This window comes from Massilia sp. W12, from assembly GCF_037300705.1.
Classification (GTDB): domain Bacteria; phylum Pseudomonadota; class Gammaproteobacteria; order Burkholderiales; family Burkholderiaceae_D; genus JACPVY01.
The window spans coordinates 4365938-4387371 of sequence record NZ_CP147776.1; the positions used below are offsets into that span (position 1 = coordinate 4365938).

At 58.8% G+C, this 21434-nt stretch carries 13 protein-coding genes; 12 read left to right on the forward strand and 1 reads right to left on the reverse strand.

All coding sequences use genetic code 11. The features are described from left to right. Positions 1–16: 16 nt before the first annotated feature. On the reverse strand, positions 17–2710 hold the full coding sequence (gene aceE, locus V8J88_RS17615; RefSeq protein WP_338845537.1) for a pyruvate dehydrogenase (acetyl-transferring), homodimeric type: 2694 nt from the start codon (positions 2708–2710) through the stop codon (positions 17–19). Between the two features lie 16 nt (positions 2711–2726). On the opposite strand from aceE, the gene V8J88_RS17620 reads away from it, so the two are divergent. The 12 genes from V8J88_RS17620 to V8J88_RS17675 all read left to right on the forward strand — a co-directional run bounded on the left by V8J88_RS17620 (position 2727) and on the right by V8J88_RS17675 (position 21264). Then, complete coding sequence (locus tag V8J88_RS17620) at positions 2727–2930, forward strand: hypothetical protein (RefSeq protein ID WP_338845538.1); 204 nt, start codon at positions 2727–2729, stop codon at positions 2928–2930. 173 nt (positions 2931–3103) lie between these two features. Next, a complete protein-coding gene (locus tag V8J88_RS17625; RefSeq protein WP_338845539.1) occupies positions 3104–4513 on the forward strand; it encodes a hypothetical protein in 1410 nt (469 codons plus the stop codon). Between the two features lie 924 nt (positions 4514–5437). Beyond that, entirely contained in the window at positions 5438–7390 is a 1953-nt protein-coding gene (locus V8J88_RS17630) for a DUF4157 domain-containing protein (protein WP_338845540.1), read from the forward strand. 457 nt (positions 7391–7847) lie between these two features. Beyond that, entirely contained in the window at positions 7848–8873 is a 1026-nt protein-coding gene (locus V8J88_RS17635; protein ID WP_338845541.1) for a porin, read from the forward strand. Positions 8874–8993: 120 nt separating this feature from the next. Beyond that, complete coding sequence (locus tag V8J88_RS17640) at positions 8994–10226, forward strand: class I SAM-dependent RNA methyltransferase (RefSeq protein ID WP_338845542.1); 1233 nt, start codon at positions 8994–8996, stop codon at positions 10224–10226. A 183-nt stretch (positions 10227–10409) separates the two neighbouring features. Next, positions 10410–11924 carry a methyl-accepting chemotaxis protein gene (locus V8J88_RS17645; protein WP_338845543.1) on the forward strand — a complete coding sequence of 505 codons (1515 nt, stop codon included), beginning with the start codon at positions 10410–10412 and terminating at the stop codon, positions 11922–11924. A 234-nt stretch (positions 11925–12158) separates the two neighbouring features. Then, positions 12159–13385, forward strand: coding sequence for a multidrug effflux MFS transporter (locus V8J88_RS17650; RefSeq protein WP_338845544.1), 1227 nt, complete (start codon positions 12159–12161; stop codon positions 13383–13385). Between the two features lie 246 nt (positions 13386–13631). Further along, positions 13632–17051: an ATP-binding protein gene (locus V8J88_RS17655; RefSeq protein ID WP_338845545.1), complete on the forward strand. Its 3420-nt coding sequence runs from the start codon at positions 13632–13634 to the stop codon at positions 17049–17051. A 115-nt stretch (positions 17052–17166) separates the two neighbouring features. Next, entirely contained in the window at positions 17167–17670 is a 504-nt protein-coding gene (locus V8J88_RS17660) for a FixH family protein (RefSeq protein WP_338845546.1), read from the forward strand. Then, on the forward strand, positions 17667–18956 hold the full coding sequence (locus V8J88_RS17665) for a cytochrome c peroxidase (protein WP_338845547.1): 1290 nt from the start codon (positions 17667–17669) through the stop codon (positions 18954–18956). Before V8J88_RS17660 ends, V8J88_RS17665 begins: the two co-directional genes overlap by 4 nt. A gap of 237 nt (positions 18957–19193) precedes the next feature. Next, entirely contained in the window at positions 19194–19463 is a 270-nt protein-coding gene (locus V8J88_RS17670; protein WP_338845548.1) for a type B 50S ribosomal protein L31, read from the forward strand. 79 nt (positions 19464–19542) lie between these two features. Continuing rightward, positions 19543–21264, forward strand: coding sequence for a glycosyltransferase (locus V8J88_RS17675; RefSeq protein ID WP_338845549.1), 1722 nt, complete (start codon positions 19543–19545; stop codon positions 21262–21264). Positions 21265–21434: the final 170 nt, after the last annotated feature.

Here is a 21434-nt window from a genome sequence, read left to right on the forward strand (position 1 = left end):
GCCGCCGCGCCTGATGTTATACGCTGACCGGGTTCGGCTTGTTCGGGTCGAGGCCGTATTTGGCCACCGCTTGCGCCACCACTGAGGGCGAGATGCTGCCTTCTTCCGCCAGGGTCTTCAAGGCGGCGACGGTGATGAAATAGCGGTTGACTTCAAAGAACTCGCGCAATTTTACCCGGCTGTCGGAGCGGCCAAAGCCATCCGTGCCCAGCACGCGGTAGCTGCGTCCCTTCGGCACATAGGCGCGGATCTGTTCGGCGAATGCGCGCATATAGTCGGTGGTGGCGACAATCGGGCCGGCGCTTTCGGCCAGCAGCTGCGTCACATACGGCACGCGCGCTTCAGCGGTCGGATTCAACAGATTCCAGCGCTCGCAGTCGTGGCCGTCGCGCGCCAGCAAGGTCAGGCTGGGCGCTGACCAGATATCGGCGGCAATGCCCCAATCGTTTTGCAGCAAGTCGGCGGCGGCAATCGATTCGCGCAAAATCGTGCCGCAACCGATCAACTGCACGCGCTGTTTGGCCTCGCCGCCGCGCTTGAGCAGATACATGCCTTTCAGGATGCCTTCTTCCTGGCCTGGAGTCAGGCCCGGGTGGGCATAATTTTCATTCATGATGGTGATGTAATAGAACACATCTTCCTGATTGCCGATCATGCGGCGCAGGCCGTCATGAATGATGACCGCCAATTCATGGCCGAAGCTGGGGTCATACGGAATGCAATTCGGAATCGTGGCCGCCATGATGTGGCTGTGGCCGTCTTCGTGTTGCAACCCTTCGCCGTTCAAGGTGGTGCGGCCAGCGGTGCCGCCCATCAGGAAGCCGCGTGCGCGCATATCGCCTGCGGCCCAGGCCAAATCGCCGATGCGCTGCAGGCCGAACATCGAGTAGAAGGTGTAGAACGGCAGCATGATGCGGTTGTTGCTGGAGTAGGAGGTGGCCGCCGCAATCCAGGAACTCATGCCGCCCGCTTCATTAATGCCTTCTTGCAAAATCTGACCGGCCTTGTCTTCGCGGTAGTACATGACTTGATCGCGATCCACCGGCTCGTACAGCTGGCCTTGCTGATTGAAGATGCCGATTTGGCGGAACAGCCCTTCCATGCCGAAGGTGCGCGATTCGTCCACCAGAATCGGCACAATGCGCTGGCCTAAATGCGGATCGCGCAGGAGTGCGGTGATGATGCGCACATAGGCTTGGGTGGTGGAGATTTCACGCCCTTCTGCAGTTGGCTCCAGCACGTTTTGGAAAGCAGACAAAGGCGGCACCGGCAGCACTTCATCCGCTTTTGGCCGGCGTTGCGGCAGATAGCCGCCCAGCGCTTTGCGGCGCTCGTGCAGATATTGCATTTCCGGCGAATTCAGCGGCGGTTTGAAGAAGGGAATCTCGGCCAGTTTTTCGTCAGCAATCGGCAGTGCGAAGCGGTCGCGCATTTCGCGCACGGCGTCATCATCGAGCTTTTTGGTCTGGTGCGCGGTATTGCGCGCCTCGCCCGATTTGCCCATGCCAAACCCTTTTACGGTTTTGATCAAGAGCACGGTCGGCTGACCTTTGTGTTCCTGGGCGCGTTTGAAGGCGGCGTAAATCTTGTGCGGATCATTGCCGCCACGGGTTAAGCGGAAGATGTCATCATCCGACATATTCGCCACCATTTCGAGCAGCTTGGGATGTTTACCGAAGAAGTGTTCGCGCACGTAAGCGCCGTCACGCGCTTTGTAGAGCTGATATTCACCGTCCACGGTTTCCATCATGACGCGCTGCAAAATGCCTTCTTTGTCTTTGGCCAGCAAGGTATCCCAGCCGGAACCCCAAATCACTTTCACCACATTCCAGCCGGCGCCACGGAAATCGGCTTCCAGTTCCTGGATGATTTTGCCATTGCCGCGCACCGGGCCATCCAGGCGCTGCAGATTGCAGTTGACCACCATCACCAGATTATCCAGACGTTCGCGGGCAGCCATGCCGATCGCGCCCATGGATTCCGGTTCATCCATTTCACCATCGCCGCAGAAGACCCAGACTTTGCGTTTTTCGGTGTCGGCGATGCCGCGCGCGTGCAGGTATTTCAAAAAGCGCGCCTGATAAATCGCCATCAAGGGGCCTAAACCCATGGAAACGGTGGGGAATTGCCAAAATTCCGGCATCAACTTGGGATGCGGGTAGGAGGACAGGCCTTTGCCATCGACTTCACGGCGGAAATTCAAGAGTTGATCTTCGCTCAAGCGCCCTTCGAGGAAGGCGCGCGCATACACGCCGGGGGAGGAATGGCCTTGCAGATAAATCAAGTCGCCGCCATGTTCTTCGGTCGGCGCGTGCCAGAAATGGTTAAAACCGATGCCCAGCATATTCGCCAGCGAGGCGAAAGATGAAATATGGCCGCCCAAATCGCCATCGACGCGGTTGGCCTTGACCACCATCGCCATGGCATTCCAGCGCATATACGAGCGCAGCCGCTCTTCATACTCCAGATTGCCGGGGCAATGCACTTCGAGGTGGGCCGGAATCGTGTTGACGTAGGCCGTGTTGGCGGAGAAAGGGATATGGGCGCCACGGCGGCGCGCCAGATCAAGCATGCGCTCCATCAAGTAGTGGGCGCGTTCCGGGCCTTCATTGTCGATCACCGCTTCCAACGCATCCAGCCATTCTCTGGTTTCGACGGTATCGGGATCGTTCGCGGCCTGAGCCAGCAATTGATCGAGTTGAGCAGACATACTTGCAATCTCCTGGTTGAGTTTCCACAGTCCAACGCGCACCGCACAGGCGCACGCCGGCCTTGCCGTTTTGATGGGTGAAATTCTAACAGGATTCCTCTATATTTTCCAAATTACGATACGTTGTTTCATAATGTGGAATTTTATTGCGCAGCAGCAAGGGTTTTTCATTTGCCTGGCAGATGTAAACGATGCCGGCGGCGGGCTTGTGCTGGTTTGAATTTGTTGCGACACAGCAATATTTTGCTAATAGGAAAGCCAGGTACTGTTGCTAATCGAGGGTAAGTTTTTTGTTTTTACTTCCCTGGGGCGTAAATGATTGCAAATGAAACATATAATCAATTACGCCCAGCAAGGCGGAAATATCAGTAGCAACCAACCTTCAATGGAGACATGATGATGAGTCGGATAACTGCAGCAATACTGGTGATTTCGGGAATAGCGCTGACGCCGCAAACTGCGAGCGCAGCACAGGCGACGATGCTCGGCGCAGGACATGTAAATTCCTGCGCACTGACAACAGCCGGCGGCGTACTGTGCTGGGGAGCAAATACTTATGGGCAACTGGGTGACGGCTCCAGAACCGACAGCAATGTGCCGGTTGCGGTGACAGGCTTGAGCAGCAACGTAAGCAGTATTGCAACGGGTCTGTACCATAGTTGCGCCTTACTCAATAATGGCGCCGTGCAATGCTGGGGGTATAACGGCGTAGGACAAATGGGTATTGGCAAGGTTTCCGATTACAGCCCGCCTGTGCAAGTCTCCAATCTGAGCGGCGTCGTAGCGATCGGTGTCGGCATGTATCATAGCTGCGCAGTGCTGGCCACCGGCCAAGTGAAGTGCTGGGGCAATGGCAGCGACGGACAATTGGGCAACGGCGGCGGCGGAAGCCTGATACCGGTTGACGTCTTGGGCGTGAGCGGAGCGAAATCGCTCGCACTTGGCAGCAACCATACTTGTGCAGCACTCAGTAACCGGAAGGTGCAGTGCTGGGGCAATAACCAATATGGCCAACTGGGCAATGGCACAACGACCGGCAGCAGAACCCGGGTCGATGTCACCGGCTTGACCGATGCCACCGCGATCACTGCGGGGCTGTTTCACACTTGCGTCAGAACAAGCGCCGGCACAGCCAAGTGTTGGGGGATGAACAGCTCAGGCCAGCTCGGCAATGGCGCCACTACCAATGCAACAAGCCCTGTTGCGGTCACCGGCTTGAGCGGCGTTACACAAATTCACTCATCGTCCTACGCTGCAGCTACCTGCGCCGTGGCCAGCGGCGGCGCAAAATGCTGGGGTGCAAACGACAACTACCAGCTTGGCAATGGAAACAATGTCAACCAAGCGCTACCATCTGCGGTGACAGGGCTGGCTGGCGCAGCCAGTGCAATTGCAATTGGCACAAACCACGCCTGCGCCATTGTCAAGGGCGGGGTACAGTGCTGGGGCAACAATACTTACGGCCAACATGGCGCTGGCAACTTGATCACGCCGCCATTCCCGCAAAATACGGTTAATTTGTTCGGCAGCGCCCCCGCCGTCACCCCGCAAGCCATCAGCCCGGTCACGTCCAATACACCGGTGTATACCTGGAAAGCCGTACCCGGTGCAACCTCCTACAATCTGCGTATCAATGGCATGATCACCAACTACACTGCAGCGCAAGCCAACTGCCCGGACGGGGTCGGCCTGTGCACCCGAACCGATGCCACACTGGCGCCAGGCTCTCATTCATGGCAAGTGCAGCCGGTCAACAGCTACGGCAACGGTAACTGGAGCGCCTTGCTTCAATTCACCTTGTGACGCAAATCCGAAATACTCCCGGCTGTATCGTCGCGCACTCTGAGCAATGAGTGCGCGACTCAGCGGATCAATGGGGTCAGACTGCGGATCAATGGGGTCAGACTGGATTGATTTTTCAAGCCGCTCCCGCCACATTCGCTGGGCGGGGTCGTTGTTTCTTATCGAAAATGCCATTTCCGCAGCTGCACAGCACATCATTCTTAACGTCTTGACTTATCAGCATGCCCCCCCCGGGCTTTGCATGGTGCTCTGCATGGCACAATGTATAAGCGAACAATGCAAATCAATCGAGTCTGACCACATTGATCTTGATCGATCTCCATTGATCTGCGGAACAGCAAGGATTCATCCAACGCCAACCCGCATGCGCTTCTTGCTTTTTCTGCGCTGGACACAGAAAACCTGCATAGCCCCGGCAATATCTTGTCCAGCTTGCGCCAACCTCCGGGTCTTTGCGGCAGATGCGGTTTTGCCTGCGCCGGGTCGTGATCCAGTAAGTGAAAATATTGTCCCCAGGCGAAGGCCCAGCCGGGAGCGCGTGTTAGACTTCTTTCGACTGAGCAAATCCCCGGCGGCAAGCCGGGGGCGCAGGGCTGCTTTCAATCCGCCTGACATTGACGCCGGAGCACGCCGATGAGAACCTTTGCCTCACTATCCAAATCTTCTTCCAAGCAGACTTCTGAGCAAGCAAACGCTTCGCCTCAAGCCAACAGCAAATCCGGCGGCATATTCCAATCAGGCGCAGAACTCAGCGCAACCCCACAGCAACTTGCATTCAGTGCACCCAACGATGCGCTGGAACAACAGGCTGAACAGATTGCTGCGCAAGTGATGCGGCCTGTGCAGCCGACACCATCAGCGCCTGCATTGCCAACCGGAGCACACCCTTTGCAAGCTCGCGCGCCTGAAAGTGGACATGCGCACATGGCCTGGCTGGGCAGCGGACAAGCGCTTTCCCCCACAACCCGCACCTTCATGGAAGCGCGCTTTGGCCGCGATTTCAGCAATATCCGCGTACACACTGACGCCCGGGCGTCCAGCTCTGCGCAAAGCGTGAGTGCGCTTGCATACACGGTTGGGCGCAATATCATTTTTAAAAGCGGGCAATACCAGCCAGACACACATGCAGGACGGCGCTTACTGGCGCATGAGCTGGCGCATACCTTGCAGGCCGGCAGCGCCATGCGGCTTGCGCGCCAGCCGGATGAGACTGAGGAAGAAATAAAGCGCCGCGCTGCGACGGATATCGCCAAGGCGGCGGACAGCGCCAACCCAGGCGCGCAAGCGCAGGCAAACGATGCACCGCCAGCAGCTGCTTCTGCACCCACAACAGCAGCGACTGCGGCGGCTGCGCCTGGTGCGAAGGCGCCTGCAAACGACGCGACTGCAGCCCCCTCGACAACGCCAGCTGAAGATGGCGTGACGCTTAGCGTCTCGGGTATCCGGCAGACCGTGGGGGGCCACACGCCGGCCCCGCCAAGCTTGGCCGCCTACCCCGATGCGCCGCTGAGAAAAACCATCATTCCCGAGTACAACCCCGCACCGGCCAAACGTTTACCTGAAAAAGAAACCGCCACCCTGCCACCGCTCGACTTCAGCCATTTCCGGAACGATGCTGAACTGGCGCAATTCGCCAAACAACTGGCATTGGCCCGTGCTAAGCGCGACGTGGCCGGCGTTGTGCAATCACGCTACGAGAAGGCGCTCAACACGGCCTTAAGCCAGGCCCAAAATGAAAATAAAGCCAATGCCGCCGCCGCCCTGGCGGCGGCGATTGAGGGCATCAATCCGAAAGATGCCGCCGCCCTCAAACGCGCCAAAGCCAGCGCCACACTTGCGGCCAGTCTGGCGGCCAAGAGCCACACGGAACAGGCGCGCGCCAGTGTGCAAAAACAGGATATCGCTCTGGTGACAAGTGAGCTTGCCAAGGAGCATGAGGACAGCCTGGAATTGGATTATAAAAAAACGCTGGAAGCGGTCGTCAAATCAAGGCGCGCAGGCTGGCTGTCAAGAATGCAAACGGAACTGAACGCCAAGCGTAATGCATTGCTCAAAGCCAAGAGCGCCACTCCCAAGGTGAAAAAGGGAGAAACGCCGCCACCGGCCAAGACAGCCGACGCAATTGAAGCTGAAGTGGAAGCCGCCATGGACAAGTTGCGCTTTGATTTGCGCGCGAATATTCTGAAGCAGATCGAAGCTGTCAGCTTTGCCTGGGCGGTCGGGCGGCGCGAGCAGTATGATTTTGCGACGATAGCTGTCAAATCCGCACCAGTGGGGCAAATTATCCCCGGCTATGTGGTCGCCCTGGAAGATCGGGTTCCGATTCCTGCGCATCTGCAACGCGGCAGCGAATCAGAAAAAGCAAACATGCCCGGCGTAGCGCCTGAACTGGCCGAATTTCTCGACAATATATCCAAAATCCCGAACACCCCGCTTTTCCAGGCGGATAACCGGAATAATCATGGCGGCGGCAAAGACGCCAATCCCAGAGCTTTCAGCAATAAATGGTTTTCCGTGGATATTTATTTACGTCAGAGAAGTGACAATCCCGGAAAAAGGGATTCGCTCGGAACCGAGGCAGCAGGCACCGATCAGCGCGGCTTTTGGCAAGTTGAACAAGCCGTGGCGTTTTTAAAGTCGATGGATCAAGTCGCCGTCGCCATGAATGCAAAGTGGAATATCCTGTACAACGATTTTGTCGTCGCCAAAGCCGTCAATTCCCAAGCAAAAAACGGCTATGTCAGCTTTACCGGTCATTTGGATAGCGGAGGCAATCCGAATTGGCATGGGCCGGAAAATTTGTTACTGCACTTCCACCTGGATTTGCAGATTGCAAAAAAACAGCCTCAAAGGATCAATGGGGTCAGACTGGATTGATTTTTCAAGCCGCTCCCGCCTCATTGGCGGGGCGGGGTCGTTGCTTATCGGAAATGCCATTTCCACAACCGCACAGCACATCATTCTTAACGTCCTGACTTATCAGCATGCCCCCCCGGCTTTGCATGGCGCTCTGCACGGCACAATGTGTAAGCAAACAATGCAAATCAATCGAGTCTGACCCCATTGATTTCAGACCCCATTGATTTCAGCGCACCAAATCAATTGTTGTAAGCGCCTTTATCTGACGGCGACAGCCGAATTTTTACAAAGTGTATTTAATTATGCAAAAAACTTCGTTTTGCAACGCAAAAAAATCCGTTTAAATCGAATACGCTCAGTTCCCGGTTTTTCACAAGATCTGGCATTCACATGCTTGTCATCTTGCGCTGGAACAATACTGCGTTGACGCAATTGTTGCGGACAAGTGTTTTTACCCAAATCTATCTATTGAATCATGAAAAAAATCCTGTTCTCCTCCCTCGCCCTGGCCTTGGCTGCCGGCGCGCACGCGCAGCAAAGCAATGTCACCGTGTACGGCACAATTGACGCCGGCTTTGCCAAAGTGACGGACAAAACCACAGCGATCGCCAAGGGCGATTCCAACCGTCTCGGCGTGCGCGGCGTGGAAGACCTGGGCGGCGGTTTGAAAGCTGTGTTCCAAATGGAAATGCGCTTTGAACCGGATACCGGCACGGTGGAATCCGGCTCACGTCCGCTGTTTCAGGGACAAACCCGGGTCGGCCTGCAAGGCGATTTCGGCCAGATCCGCATCGGGCGCGGCGTGACTGCCTATCTGGATGCAAAAGACGCCTTCGATCCCTGGAACGGGGTCTCCAGCACCGCCGGCTTCAAGGGCGATTTGCAGGTGGCGGGCTATAACGCGCAACCGCTTGATCCGGCTGGCAGCAGCAATGACCGCTTCAATAATGGCCTGTGGTACAACTCGCCCACTGTCCAGGGCTTCCAATTCTCGGCGGCCATTGCCAGCAAAGAAAGCAATGGCGGCGCAGCCATCGTCGGACGCGGCACTGCCGCTGCGCCGCAATTCCCGGCCAACTCGCAAGCCTCGGCCTTGCCGTTCTCTCTGGCAGCCGGCTGGAAATCGGGCGATTTCAGCGCCTTGCTGGGCTATGAACGGAATGCGATTCAAACCAAAGTCTGGGGTCTGCATCTGGGCTGGCAGGCTTTGCCTGAATTGAAGCTGACCGCCAACTACGCCAAACAAGACCAGAATCACAGCAAGGCGCTCAATTCCGTCACCACCGCCTGGGTGCTGGGCGCAAATTACAGCGTGGGCGCCGGCAAGATTCTGTTTGGTTATGGTCAGAAAAAGCCGGATGGCGCGGTGAGCACCAAGCAAACCTCGCTGGGCTACCACCACAGCCTGTCCAAACGCACCTATGTGTATGTGGAAGCATCGAATAAAGCCGCAGCGACCAGCGTGCGCTTTTTCGGCGCTGGCGTGAACCATAAATTCTGATGTATGACGGCGCGCCGCCGCGCTTGCGGCGCGCCGGATTCAGCGCGCGCATCCTTTATTCTTGTTACCATAGCAAGCAGTTTTTCTGCGTTTTGACGCATAACGGATAAAGGCGCCCCGATGAATCAAGCCAACAGCAATACCAAATTCCATTCTTGTTTCTGCCCCTGCCCGCGCGGCCTGGAGGCGGCGCTGGCGGAAGAAATGGGCGAAATCGCCCAACAGCCGGGCAGCAGCCTGCGCGTATTTCAACAAGTGCCGGGCGGCGTGCATTGCTCCGGCAGCATGGCCGATATTTACCGCCTGAATCTGCATTCACGCATCGCCTCGCGCGTCTTGCTGCGCTTAAATCAGGGCGGTTACAAAAACGAAAATGATATCTATGACATCACGCTCGACACGCGCTGGGAAGACTGGTTTGAAGTCGATAACAATTTGCGCGTGGATGTGACGGCGATCAAGGCCCCGATCAAGAGCCTGGAATACATCACGCTCAAGATTAAAGATGCGGTGTGCGACCGTTTCCGCGATCAATGCGGGCGCCGTCCTTCGGTGGATACGCGCAACCCGGATGTGCGCATCGCCGCCTTTCTCGACGCCACCAGCTACACCCTGTATTTAGACACCTCCGGCGAAGCGCTGTTCAAACGCGGCTGGCGCGAGCAAAAAGGCGATGCGCCGCTGCGCGAAAATCTGGCCGCCGGCTTGCTGCGCACTTCCGGCTGGAAGCCGGACATGCCTTTGTTTGACCCGATGTGCGGCTCCGGCACGATTTTGATCGAAGCGGCGCAAATCCAGGCCGGCATCCCGCCCGGCGCCAGACGCCGTTTCGGTTTTGAAAAATTGCGCAATTTCTCCGCCAGTCAATGGCAGGAAATCAAGGGCAGCGTAAAGCCCCGTCCCTTGCCGGCGCAGCCGGTGATTTTCGGCTCGGATATTTCCGGCGATATGGTGGAGATGACGCGCCACAATCTGCGTCAGGCCGGGATTCCTTTTGAGGTTCCGCTCAAGCAGATTGAGGCGCAGGAAGTCAAAGCGCCATGCGATGCGCCCGGCATCATCCTGACCAACCCGCCGTATGGCGAGCGGATCGGCGTGCGCGGCGATGCGCGCCTGGAAAGCGATGATCTGGCGCAGCAGTTTTACAACAGTTTCGGCAGCACGCTCAAGCAACGCTTTGCCGGTTGGCAAATCTTTTTGTTCACCGCAGATCTGGGTTTGCCCAAGATGCTGCGCTTGAAAGAATCACGCAAAACGCCTTTCTTCAATGGCGCGCTGGAATGCCGTTTATTCCGCTTTGACATGGTGGCCGGCTCCAACCGTAAAACTCCGCCGCCCGCCGCAGCGCAATAAGCGCTCCGTCCCGCGTGGCGGAAGCAGACGGGCGCAGCGGCGCAACAGTTCGCGCAAAACAGCCGACAGCCGCCGCCTTTTCTGCTACGCTAGGCGCACATGCTGAATATGTGCCGGCGCGACACCGCGCCATGATGTTTGCGCAAATGACCACGGGCAAATGCCCACAAAGGGAGTGGAGCAATGGATCAGGAAACCAGGCAGTCTGAAGTAAAAGCACATCGTTTTTTCATCGGTTTGTTAGGCGGCATGTTCCTGCTGGCCCTGGCCTTGGCCAGTATGCGCAGCACATGGGGCGCGGCATTTGCCTACGGCCTGCCGCTCTTTCTTATTCCCCTGGCTTTAACCACTTTGCGGCCGAATGATCTGCTGACGCGGATCGCGGTCGGGGTGTCGCTGATGTTTTTCTGTGCTTTGCACATCCATCAATCAGGCGGCATGACCGAATTGCATTTCGGCATTTTCGTCGGCCTGTCCTTTCTGCTGCTGTATAAAGACTGGCGCGTCATTGCGGCGGCGGCGGTAGCGGCGGCGCTGCATCACATCTGGTTCAATTATTTGCAATCCAGCGGCTATGACGCAATCTGCTTCACCCAGCCTTCCTGGAGTATGGTGGCGCTGCATGCAAGCTATGTGGTAGTGGCCGCCGGCGTGCTGTGCTATATCGCCACCACCATCAAGCAGGAAATCGTGCAGGAAAGCGGAGTGGACAACAGCACAAGACATTCTTATGAAGCCTTGCGCAACGCCATGTCGGAAGCGCGCAGCGGGGTGGATGTGATCAATACTGCGGCGCAGGAAATCGCCAGCGGCAATGCCGATTTGTCTGCGCGCACAGAATCGCAAGCCAGCTCCCTGGAAGAAACCTCAAGCACGATGGAAGAACTGACTTCCACTGTGAAGCAAAACGCAGACAATGCGCGCCAGGCCAATCAGCTGGTGCTGTCCGCCTCGGCGGTGGCGGCCAAGGGCGGCGAGCTGGTCGGCCAGGTGGTGGACACCATGGGCTCGATCAAGGAAAGCTCACGCAAAGTGGTGGATATCATCAGCGTGATTGACGGCATCGCCTTCCAGACCAATATCCTGGCCTTGAATGCGGCAGTGGAAGCGGCGCGCGCCGGTGAACAGGGGCGCGGTTTTGCAGTGGTGGCGACTGAGGTGCGCAATCTGGCGCAACGCTCAGCATCCGCCGCCAAAGAAATCAAACATTTGATCAGCGACTCGGTGGAAAAGGTCGATGCCGGCGGCAAGCTGGTGGATGAAGCCGGGCAAACCATGGAATTGATTGTGACTTCGGTGCGTCAGGTGGCCGACATCATGGGTGAAATCACCGCCGCCAGCCAGGAACAAAGCGCAGGGATTGAGCAAGTCAATGACGCCATTGCGCAAATGGACGAAATGACGCAGCAAAACGCCGCACTGGTGGAAGAAGCCTCCGCCGCCGCCGAGAGCATGCAGGAGCACGCAGCACAATTGATGGAAATCATGCAAAATCTGGACTTGGGCAGCAGCGTTGCGCGCAGCGCGCCGCGCGCCGCGTCGGCCCCGCCGCGCTTGCCGGCTGCAAACGTGAAACCGCGCCCGGCGGCGCGGCCAAAACCGGCGCCCCGTCCAGCTCCCAGACCAGCCCCGGCGCCATCCGCCGCCGCCTCCGGGAAAAAAGCCACGCCATCGGAAGACGGCTGGGAAGAGTTTTAAATCAGCAGCCTGAAGGAGGCAGCAAGAATCGGCGCAAAAGCCGGCAGAGCGGGTCAGATTTCAGCGCCTTTGCATCAATAGCCCCGGGCATGATGCAAAGGCGGCAAAAACCCTCCCCCACTGCAGATTTTTCGCTACGATTCACCATCCGACAGGCTGCCAGGCGGCCCCGGCCGCCCCCGCACCCCGCCAAAACGGCCCGCGCTGCGGGCCGTTTGTTTTTTGGGAGCTGTTTTGTCTGCATCATCACATTCTGAACGCGCGTCTGCGCCCCCCTTCGCCATCCTGGCTTTCATGTTAGCGGCGCTGGCCATGCTTGGCCCGTTTTCAGTTGACACCTATTTACCGGCATTTGAATTGATCGGACAAAGCCTGCGCGCCACGCCGCTGCAAGTGCAACAAACCCTGAGCGCGTATATGTTTGCGTTTTCGCTGATGGTGATCTGGCATGGCCCGCTGTCAGACTCATATGGGCGGCGGCGCGTGATTTTGCTGTCGCTGGCCGTGTTTTTACTGGCCTCAATCGGCTGCGCCCTGGCGCAGAATGTGCAAACCCTGTGGTGCTTCCGCGTCTTGCAAGGTCTGTCTTCGGGGGCCGGCACGGTGGTCGGGCGCGCCATCATCCGCGACTGGCACAGCGGGCCGCAAGCCGAGCGCCTGATGTCGCTGGTGACCATGATTTTTTCAATCGCGCCGGCGATTGCGCCCATCATCGGCGGCTTAATCATCAGCGTGACCGACTGGCATATGATTTTCTGGCTGCTGACTGCTTACACCCTGCTGCTGTTGCTGGCCTGCTGGCGCTGGCTGCCGGAATCGCATCCGCAATCAGATCGCATTCCGTTTGCGCCGCGACCTGCGCTGGCCAGCTTGCGGCAAGTCATGGGCAACGTGCGCTTTTGGCAGCGCGCCGGGCCGGTGGCGCTGAATTTCGCCGGCCTTTTTTTATATATCAGCTCGGCCCCGGTGATCATTCAACAACATTTGAATTTGAGCGTGCACGGCTATTCCTGGCTCTTCATTCCCACCGTCAGCGGCATGTTTTTAGGCTCACTGGCCGCCAACCGGATGGCCGGACGTCTGGCTTCGACGCGCCAAACCGCGATCGGCTTTTCGCTGTTGCTGAGCGCGGCAGGCATGCAACTGCTGTGGCATCTGTTGCAGCCGCCAGCGCTGCCCTGGAGTGTGCTGCCGCTGTTCTTTTACAGCGCAGGACATTCCATCATCACCCCGCCGGCCACCATGCAGGTATTGGACCAGTTTCCACATATTCGCGGGGCAGCCGCAGCCTGCCAATCATTTTGCCTGACCATGCTGTGCGCCCTGGTGGCCGGGGTGGTTGCGCCCTTCCTGGCCAGCGATCTGCGCGGCCTGGCGGCCGGACAAATGAGCATGGTTTTGCTATCGGTGTATTTGTGGCGTCAGGGGCAACAAACCGGCCAGAAGCATCGAAGAAAATAGAAAAATTTTGCGAATAAAGATGGCAAAAATATCAGCACAAAACAAATGATTCGCCCCGTGATGCGGAATTGGCGCGCTGGCCGAAAGGAAATCCCGCCAAAGATATGAATTCACGGGACAGTAATGCTATATTTCCTGAAGCACCCGCAAGCAGGTGCGCGCCCGGTGGCTTGCGCCACTGTTTGAAAACAGCCGGGAGTCGTGCAAAAGGCTCCCGCCAGAATCGCCCGGGTTCCTGCAATGGACATGTTTTGGTCAGACGAGGAGGTAGCGCGGCTGGAAGCCGAGTTACCCCAATTGCATGAGACTGCCCGCCTGACGGTCATGTTGCCGCTCGCCTGGGCGCTGCGCCAACGCGATGCGCGCCGCGCCTTGCAACTGGCGGAGGAAGCCGAAACCCTGTTGCTGCACAAAAGTCTGGCGCCGCAAAAAAGACGGCAGGCGCAAGCGCGCCTGAATCTGGTGCGGGCCGAAGTGCGCTGGCTGTACGCCCAGCTGGACACGGCGGAAGCACTGGCCGTGGCCGCGCTCAAAGAATGCATCAGCATGGGCGATGAAGCCGGCGCCGCCGATGCGCACTGGCTGCTGGCCTGGATCGCCGGCGACCGTGGCCACAGCCTGGCGCGCGACGCCGGACTGGAAGCCGCCGCCAGCCACGCGCGCAATGCGCAAGATCTGGTGCGGCTCGATATTGCCGAAGCCGCCCTGGCGCGCTTGTCTGTGTGGCGCTGCAAACGCGCAGATCAAGCGCAATGGGGCAGCCGTTTTTCTCCTGACGATCTGCCGCATAAACCGCCGGGGGTGGCGCACTGGCTGCATGATTATTTCGGCGCGCTGGCGTTTCAGGAAAATGATTTCGGCCTGTCCGCAGCCTACCGCACCCACGCTTATGAAGCAGCGCTGGCCTCGGGCCAGATTCAACGCGCGATTTGCGCCGCCACCAATATCGGGGCCAGTTTCGCCCACCTGAACGACCATTTCGCCGCGCTCGACTGGAAACAGCGCGGCCTGGATCTGGCGCTGCCGACCGGCTGGCCGGGTTCACTCGGTTTAGCCTTGATTCACACCGCCGACACCCTGCGCCTGCTGGGCCGGCTCGACACCGCGCACGAGCTGCTGGCCAAGGCGCGCGCCACCCTGGCCCCCTTGTCAGATTCGCGCAGCTACACCCTGGCCTTGCGCAATCTGGGCGATTTGGCGCTTGACCGCCAGGACGATGCGGAAGCGCTGGAAACCTTTCAGCAATTGGAAGAGCGCGCCGACGCCCTGCATCAAACCGATTTCCAATCCGCCGCGCGGCGCGGTCAGGCGCATGCCTTGTGCCGCATGGGAGAGGCGCAAGCCGCTTTGCGCGCCGCCCACAGCGCTTATGAGATTGCGCATAAAGACCAGATGCTGGCGCTGCAAATCGACGCCTTGCGGGTGCTGGCCAAAGTGCATCAATGCTACCCGCAACTGCCGGCCAATATTGATGCGGCCAATCCGCCCCTGCATTATTTGCAGCAAGCGATTCAACTCTCCAACCCGATTGAAGGGTATAACGCACCGGATCAATTGCTTGACGAATTGGCCGACGCCTACAGCGCGGCAGGACAGGACAAGGAAGCGTTCGCCTACGCGCGCAAAGCACGCGATGCGCGCGACAAAACCCACAGCCAGGAAGCCATCAACCATGCCATCGCGCTGCAAGTGCGGCATGAAACCGAGCGCGAGCGCGCCGAGGGTGAGAAGCACCGGCAAATGGCGGCCGCCGAAGCGCGCCGCGCCGAAGCATTGCAACAAACCAGCACCACCCTGGCGCAACTCGACGCCATCGGGCAGGAAATCACCGCCCACCTGGATTTGTATGCCGTGTTTGAAACCCTCAACAAACATTTGCATGGCTTGCTCGATGTTTCGCTGTTTGCGGTGTACCTGCTTGACCCCGACGGCTTTGCCCTGAATCTGACCTTTGGCGTGGATGACGGCCAGCCCTTGCCGACTTATCGCATCGAACTCACCGAACAAAGTGCGGATGTGGTGCGCTGCGTGCGCGACCGGCGTGAAATTCTGATTGACCAAAGCCAGCTGGGCGGCGAACGGACGCCGACCTTGAGCCGGCTGTATGCGCCGCTGGCGATTGGCGATCAGGTGCTGGGGGTGATGACGATTCAATCGCGCCGCCGCCATGCTTATGGCGAACGCGAGCGTTTGATTTTCCGCGCCCTGTGCGCGTATGGCGCGATTGCCTTTGATAACGCCAGCGCTTACCGCCATCTGGAAGCGACCCTGCAAACCCTGCGTGAAACGCAGGCCGAATTGATGGTGGCGATGCAAGTCAAACATGAGGCCGAACGCCAGGCGGCGCAGGCCGAGCATTTGCGCCAGCTGGCCGAAATCGACGCCAGCCGCGCGGAAGTGTTGCAGCAAACCAGCCTGACACTCGAACATTTATGCGCTGTGGGCCAGGAAATCACCGCCCAGCTCGACGCCACGGTGGTGTATGAAGCCTTGAACCGGCATATTGTCAGCCTGCTGCAGCCGGTCGAATTCAGCATCTACCTGTTCGACCCGGAACAGCAAACCATGGCGCGGGTGTATGGCCCGGCCACCAGCCCCGGCGAAGAAGATGGCCCGCACAAGCTGAGCGGCGCGGCGCATTGGCATATCCGCGCGGCGCTGGAAAAAACCGAATTGCTGCGCACCGATGCGGATCTGCCGCATGCCCTGTTCGCGCCGCTGTATGTCGGCGAGATTGTGATTGGCGTGATGGCGATTCAAAGCCCGGCGCAACATTTGTGGGATGAGCGCGAGCGCCTGATTTTCCGCACCCTGTGCGCCTTCGGCGCGATTGCGCTCGACAATGCGCACGCCTATCGGCAATTGCAGCAAACCCAGGCGCAATTAATCGGCCATGAAAAAATGGCCGCGCTCGGCAGCCTGGTGGCTGGCGTGGCGCATGAATTGAATACGCCGATCGGCAACAGCCTGATGTTAGCCAGCTCGCTGCAGGAAAAAACCGACGCCGTGCAGCGCCATTTGCATCACCAATCGCTGCAGCAACAGGATTTGTCTGATTATCTGGAAGAAACCCAGGAAGTGGCGCTGCTCTTGATACGCGGACTGTCTGCCGCCTCCGATCTGGTGGCCAGCTTCAAACAGGTGGCGGTGGATCGCACCACGGCGCACCGGCGCATGTACGATTTGCTGCAGGCCACGCATGAAATCGTGGCCACCATGATGAATCAGATCCGCGCCGCCGGCCATGTGATCGATCTCGATATTCCGAAAGATATTGTGATGGATGGCTACCCCGGCCCCTATGGCCAGATCATCACCAATTTCATCAACAACGCCCTGCTGCACGCCTTCCATGGCAAAAGCGGCGGCTGCATGAGTTTGAGCGCGCGCCAGATCATGGTCGGCGCCGTGCGGATTATTTTCGCGGATGATGGCGATGGTATTGCGCCGGAGCATATGAGCCGGATTTTCGACCCCTTCTTCACCACCAAACGCGACGCCGGCGGCAGCGGCCTCGGGCTGTCCATCATTTATAACATCGTGACCACCCTGCTGAATGGCAAAATCCAGGTTGAAAGCGAGCCGGGCAAAGGAACACGCTTTATCATTGATTTGCCGCAAACCGCACCGCAACAGCAAGTGCAGATACCTGAAGCATTGCAGTAATGCGCAGCCGTGTCTTGCAGCACGGCGCAAGATGTTGCTATGCAACAGATAAATTTGACATTTGCCCCGCATTCTTGCGGATAATACGGCTTCTGGCCGACATTCCATTTCATCTATGCAAACCCCTATCAGCCTGCGCGCCTGTGTGCGCCTGTTCCTGTTGTTCTTGTGCCTGAGCGCGCACGCCGCGCACGCGCTGGAAGCGCGCCTGCAACCGCTTACCCGCGCCAGCAGCCGCCAAGTGTATATGGTGACACTGATCCCGCCGCCGGAAGGGGTGGCGATCAACCGCATGCACAGCTGGCAGGTGCGCTTGAGCAATGCCGAGGGCAAACCGGTGGAAAAAGCCACCTTCCGCATTGACGGCGGCATGCCGCAACATAATCATGGCCTGCCGACCCGCCCGCAAGTCACGCAAAACCGGGGGCATGGCATTTATTTACTCGAAGGCATGCGCTTTAATATGCCCGGCTGGTGGGAGCTGACCTTGCATATCGAAAGCGAAAAACAAAAAGACCGCGTCAATTTCCAGATTTTGATTGATTTGCCGCCGGCGCCCGGCGCCGCTCCGGCCCAGGCCGGCCAGCATAGCGGAATGAATATGCCGGGGGGCAAATGAAAATCCGCCTCTCAACCGCCCTGATTTCCCTGGCTGCGTTCGGCTTCCTGGTGACGCCTGCGCTGTCGATTTTGGACAAACTGCCGGCCTGGAGCAGCGAAAGCAGCGGCCCGGACGCCTGGAGCGATGACGAGCGTAAAGTGCTGTCTTCACTGCTGCTGAGCAAACTCGGCCCGCCGCCGCTCGATCCCTCCAATAAATATGAGTTGAAACCGGAAGCGATTGCGCTGGGTAAGCGCCTGTTTCACGATGTGCGCTTATCCACCAATGGCGCGGTGTCCTGCGCCAGCTGTCACGATCCGGCCAAGGATTTCCAGGACGGCAAAGCGCTGGGCCAGGGACTGGCGCAAGGCAATCGCCGCACCATGAGCTTAGGTTCGGTCGGCTACCACCCTTTCTTTTTCTGGGATGGCCGCAAAGACAGCTTGTGGTCGCAAGCGCTGGAGCCGCTGGAAAATCCGAAAGAACACGGCATGACCCGCACCGGCTTGCTGCATCTGATGACGGCGCATTACAAAGCTGATTATGAAAAAGTATTCGGCGCCCTGCCCAAGACCGAAGGCTTGCCGCAGCAAGCCGGGCCGCAAGGCACGCCGGAGCAGCAAGACGCCTGGCAAAGCCTGCCGCGCCAGAACCGGCATGAAATTTCGCAAGCCTTCGCGAATATCGGCAAAGCGATTGCGGCCTGGGAAAAAACCCTGCAATACACGCCGGGCCGGGTCGATCACTATATCGAAGCGCTGTTGCTCAACCGGCGCGACGAATGGAAGGTGCTGAGCACATCGGAAAAAAACGGCATGCGCCTGTTCATCGGCAAAGCCCAGTGCATCACCTGCCACAATGGCCCGCTGCTGACTGATTACAGCTTCCACAATACCGGCGTGCCGCCGGCCTCGATTCAGGAACTGGCGGCGGGGCGCTCCAGCGCACTGGAAAAATTGACCTCTGATCCATTTAACTGCCTGGGGCCGTTTTCTGATGCGAAAGCGGATTTATGCGGTGAATTGCGCTTTTTATCGAATGACAATCCGGCTTGGCTGGCGGCTTTCAAAACCCCCAGTCTGCGCGGCGTCGGCAAACGCGCGCCGTATATGCACGCGGGACAAATGGCGAATCTGGAAAGAGTCGCGGCGCATTATCAAAAAGCGACCCCGGCCAGCATCGGCCACAATGAGCGTGACCCGATGCAGCTGACGCCATCCGAAATCACCGATTTGCTGGCCTTCCTGAACGCGCTGGACAGCAAGATTGTGGAAAATAACGCCACTTTGCGCGTGGCGCGGTAAGCGCGGAGACTTGAATTCCTTTGCGTAGCCGCCGGCGCCGGGCTGGGCTGCGGCGCCAACCTGCATTTGCGGCCAGCCCTGATTGTTTTCGGGCTTCGGGCTTGTGCGTCGATCTGAAAAACATCGTATAATCGCAGGTTGATTTTTCCCAACCTGGCAAGTGATTGGCAATCGGGTCGAGATGCAGCACTGACCGACGAAGTGTTGATTGGCTACCAAACTTATTTTGAGGCATAAATGAAAGCTGATATCCATCCGGATTACCGCGAAGTCGTGTTCCACGATCTGTCCTGCGATTTCAAATTCATCACCCGTTCCACGATCAACACCCGTGAAACCACCGAATTTGAAGGCAAGACCTACCCGCTGGTGAAGATCGAAGTTTCTTCGCAATCCCACCCGTTCTACACCGGCAAACACAAGATCGTCGATACCGCTGGTCGCGTGGAAAAATTCCGCCAGAAGTTCGGTTCGGTTGGCTCCAAGACCCAAGTCGCCGCCGGCTGATTTGCTTCGGCAAACTGAAAAAGGCAGCCTTGCGCTGCCTTTTTCATTGCCGCACATCGCAACACAACACTGAACACCCATGAAACCTGTGCGCCTGCCCGCTTCCGCAACACTGGCATTGCCGCGCCGGGTTTTATTTTTACTCTGCCTGCTGTACATCATCCCCGGCCTGATCGGGCGCGACCCATGGAAAAACGCAGATGCGTCAGGCTTTGGCGTGATGTGGAGCATGGCGCATGGCAGCTGGCAGGATTGGCTGTGGCCGAATGTGGCCGGGCTGCCGATGCCGCAGGAAGGCCCGCTGGCGTTCTGGCTTGGCGCGCTGATGATCAAACTCAGCGCCCCCTTGCTGGGCGATGTGCTGGCGGCGCGCTTATCCACCGCCGCCGCCTTTTTGCTCGGCGCCGCCTCGGTCTGGTACAGCGCTTACCACTTGGGCCGCCGGCCCGAAGCGCAACCGCTCAAACTCGCCTTCGGCGGCCAGCCGGAAGCCAAGGACTTTGGCCGCACCCTGGCCGACGCCGCACTCTTGATTTATCTGGCCTGCTTCGGCCTGCTGCTGAACAGCCACCAAACCAGCTCGCACCCGCTGCTGACCGCGCTGATGGGCTTGCTGACCTATGTCAGCATCCGCTACGCCGACGAACCGCACTGGCGCCATGCGGTGCGCCTCGGCCTGACCCTGGGCGCGCTGGCGCTCACGCGCGGCTTGCTGGTTCCTCTGACGCTGTGGGCGGCCCTGTTGATCTGCCTGCTCTGGCTGCGCAGCACCCCATTGTGCCTGCGCCATATGGCGCTGACCTTATGCACCATGGCCGCCGTGCTGGCGCTGTGGCTGTTGCCGGCGCATCTGCTGCGCCCGTATGGCTCAACCCCGCTGTATGCCTGGCTGGGCTGGCACAACACCCAGTTGGCCACGCCCAGCGGCGCCAGCCTGCATTATTTTCTGCGCTACGGCATCTGGTTTTTCTGGCCGGCCTGGGCGCTGGCCGGCTGGGCCGTATATGCCTGGCGCCGCCAACACCGCGCCCTGCACATCGCCTTGCCGCTGGCCCTGATGCTGCCGCTGGCCGTGCTGGCCCTGTGCAATCCCGAACTGGCGGAAAGCCAATTGCTGCCGCTCTTGCCGCCAGCGGCGATTCTGGCCGCCTTCGGCCTGCCCGCCCTCAAGCGCGGCGCATTGAATGCGGTCGATTGGTTCGCCATGATTATCCTGTCGATGACCGCCGGCTTGATCTGGCTGCACTGGCTGGCGCTGCAAACCGGCTGGCCGGCGCAATTATCAAAAAATATGCTCAAGCTGGCCCCCGGCATGCAAGTGCAGTTCGATCCGCTCGCCTTTAGCGCCGCACTCGCCGCCACGCTGGCCTGGATTGGCCTGGTGCGCTGGCGCCTGCTGCGCCGCCCCACCGTGCTGTGGCGCGCGGTGGTGCTGTCTTCCGCTGGCGTGATTTTGTGCTGGCTGTTGTTGATGAGCTTGTTCTTGCAATGGAGTAATTACCGCTTGAGCTATGCCGGCGTGGCGCAGCAAATCGCCGCCAAACTGCCGCCCGGCGCCTGCGTCGAAAGCAATGTCAGCCCGGCGCAGCGCGCTTCCTTCGCCTACCTGGGCGGCGTGCGCTTCTCCGCCTTTGGCGGCTCTGAGTGCGAATGGCTGCTGCTGCGCGATAGCGTGCGCCTGCGCGATGAGCGCGAATTGGCCTCGCAATGGCGCACGCCTTCCTGGCAATTGATGTGGGAAGGGCGGCGCCCCGCTGACCGCGATGAGCGCTTCCGCCTGTACCGCCGCAAGCCGATGTAGGCCCGTCTCGCATACCGGCTGCCTGCCGGACTGAGCAACAATCGTCAGGGAAACCGGCAGCGCGAACCATCTTGCAGCGTCTTATTGCTCAATAGCCTGCGATTGATCCTGTAAAGCCGATGCAATTTATCTTTGCTCTGCATTTGCCGCCACGCTTGACCGGCCCCGCC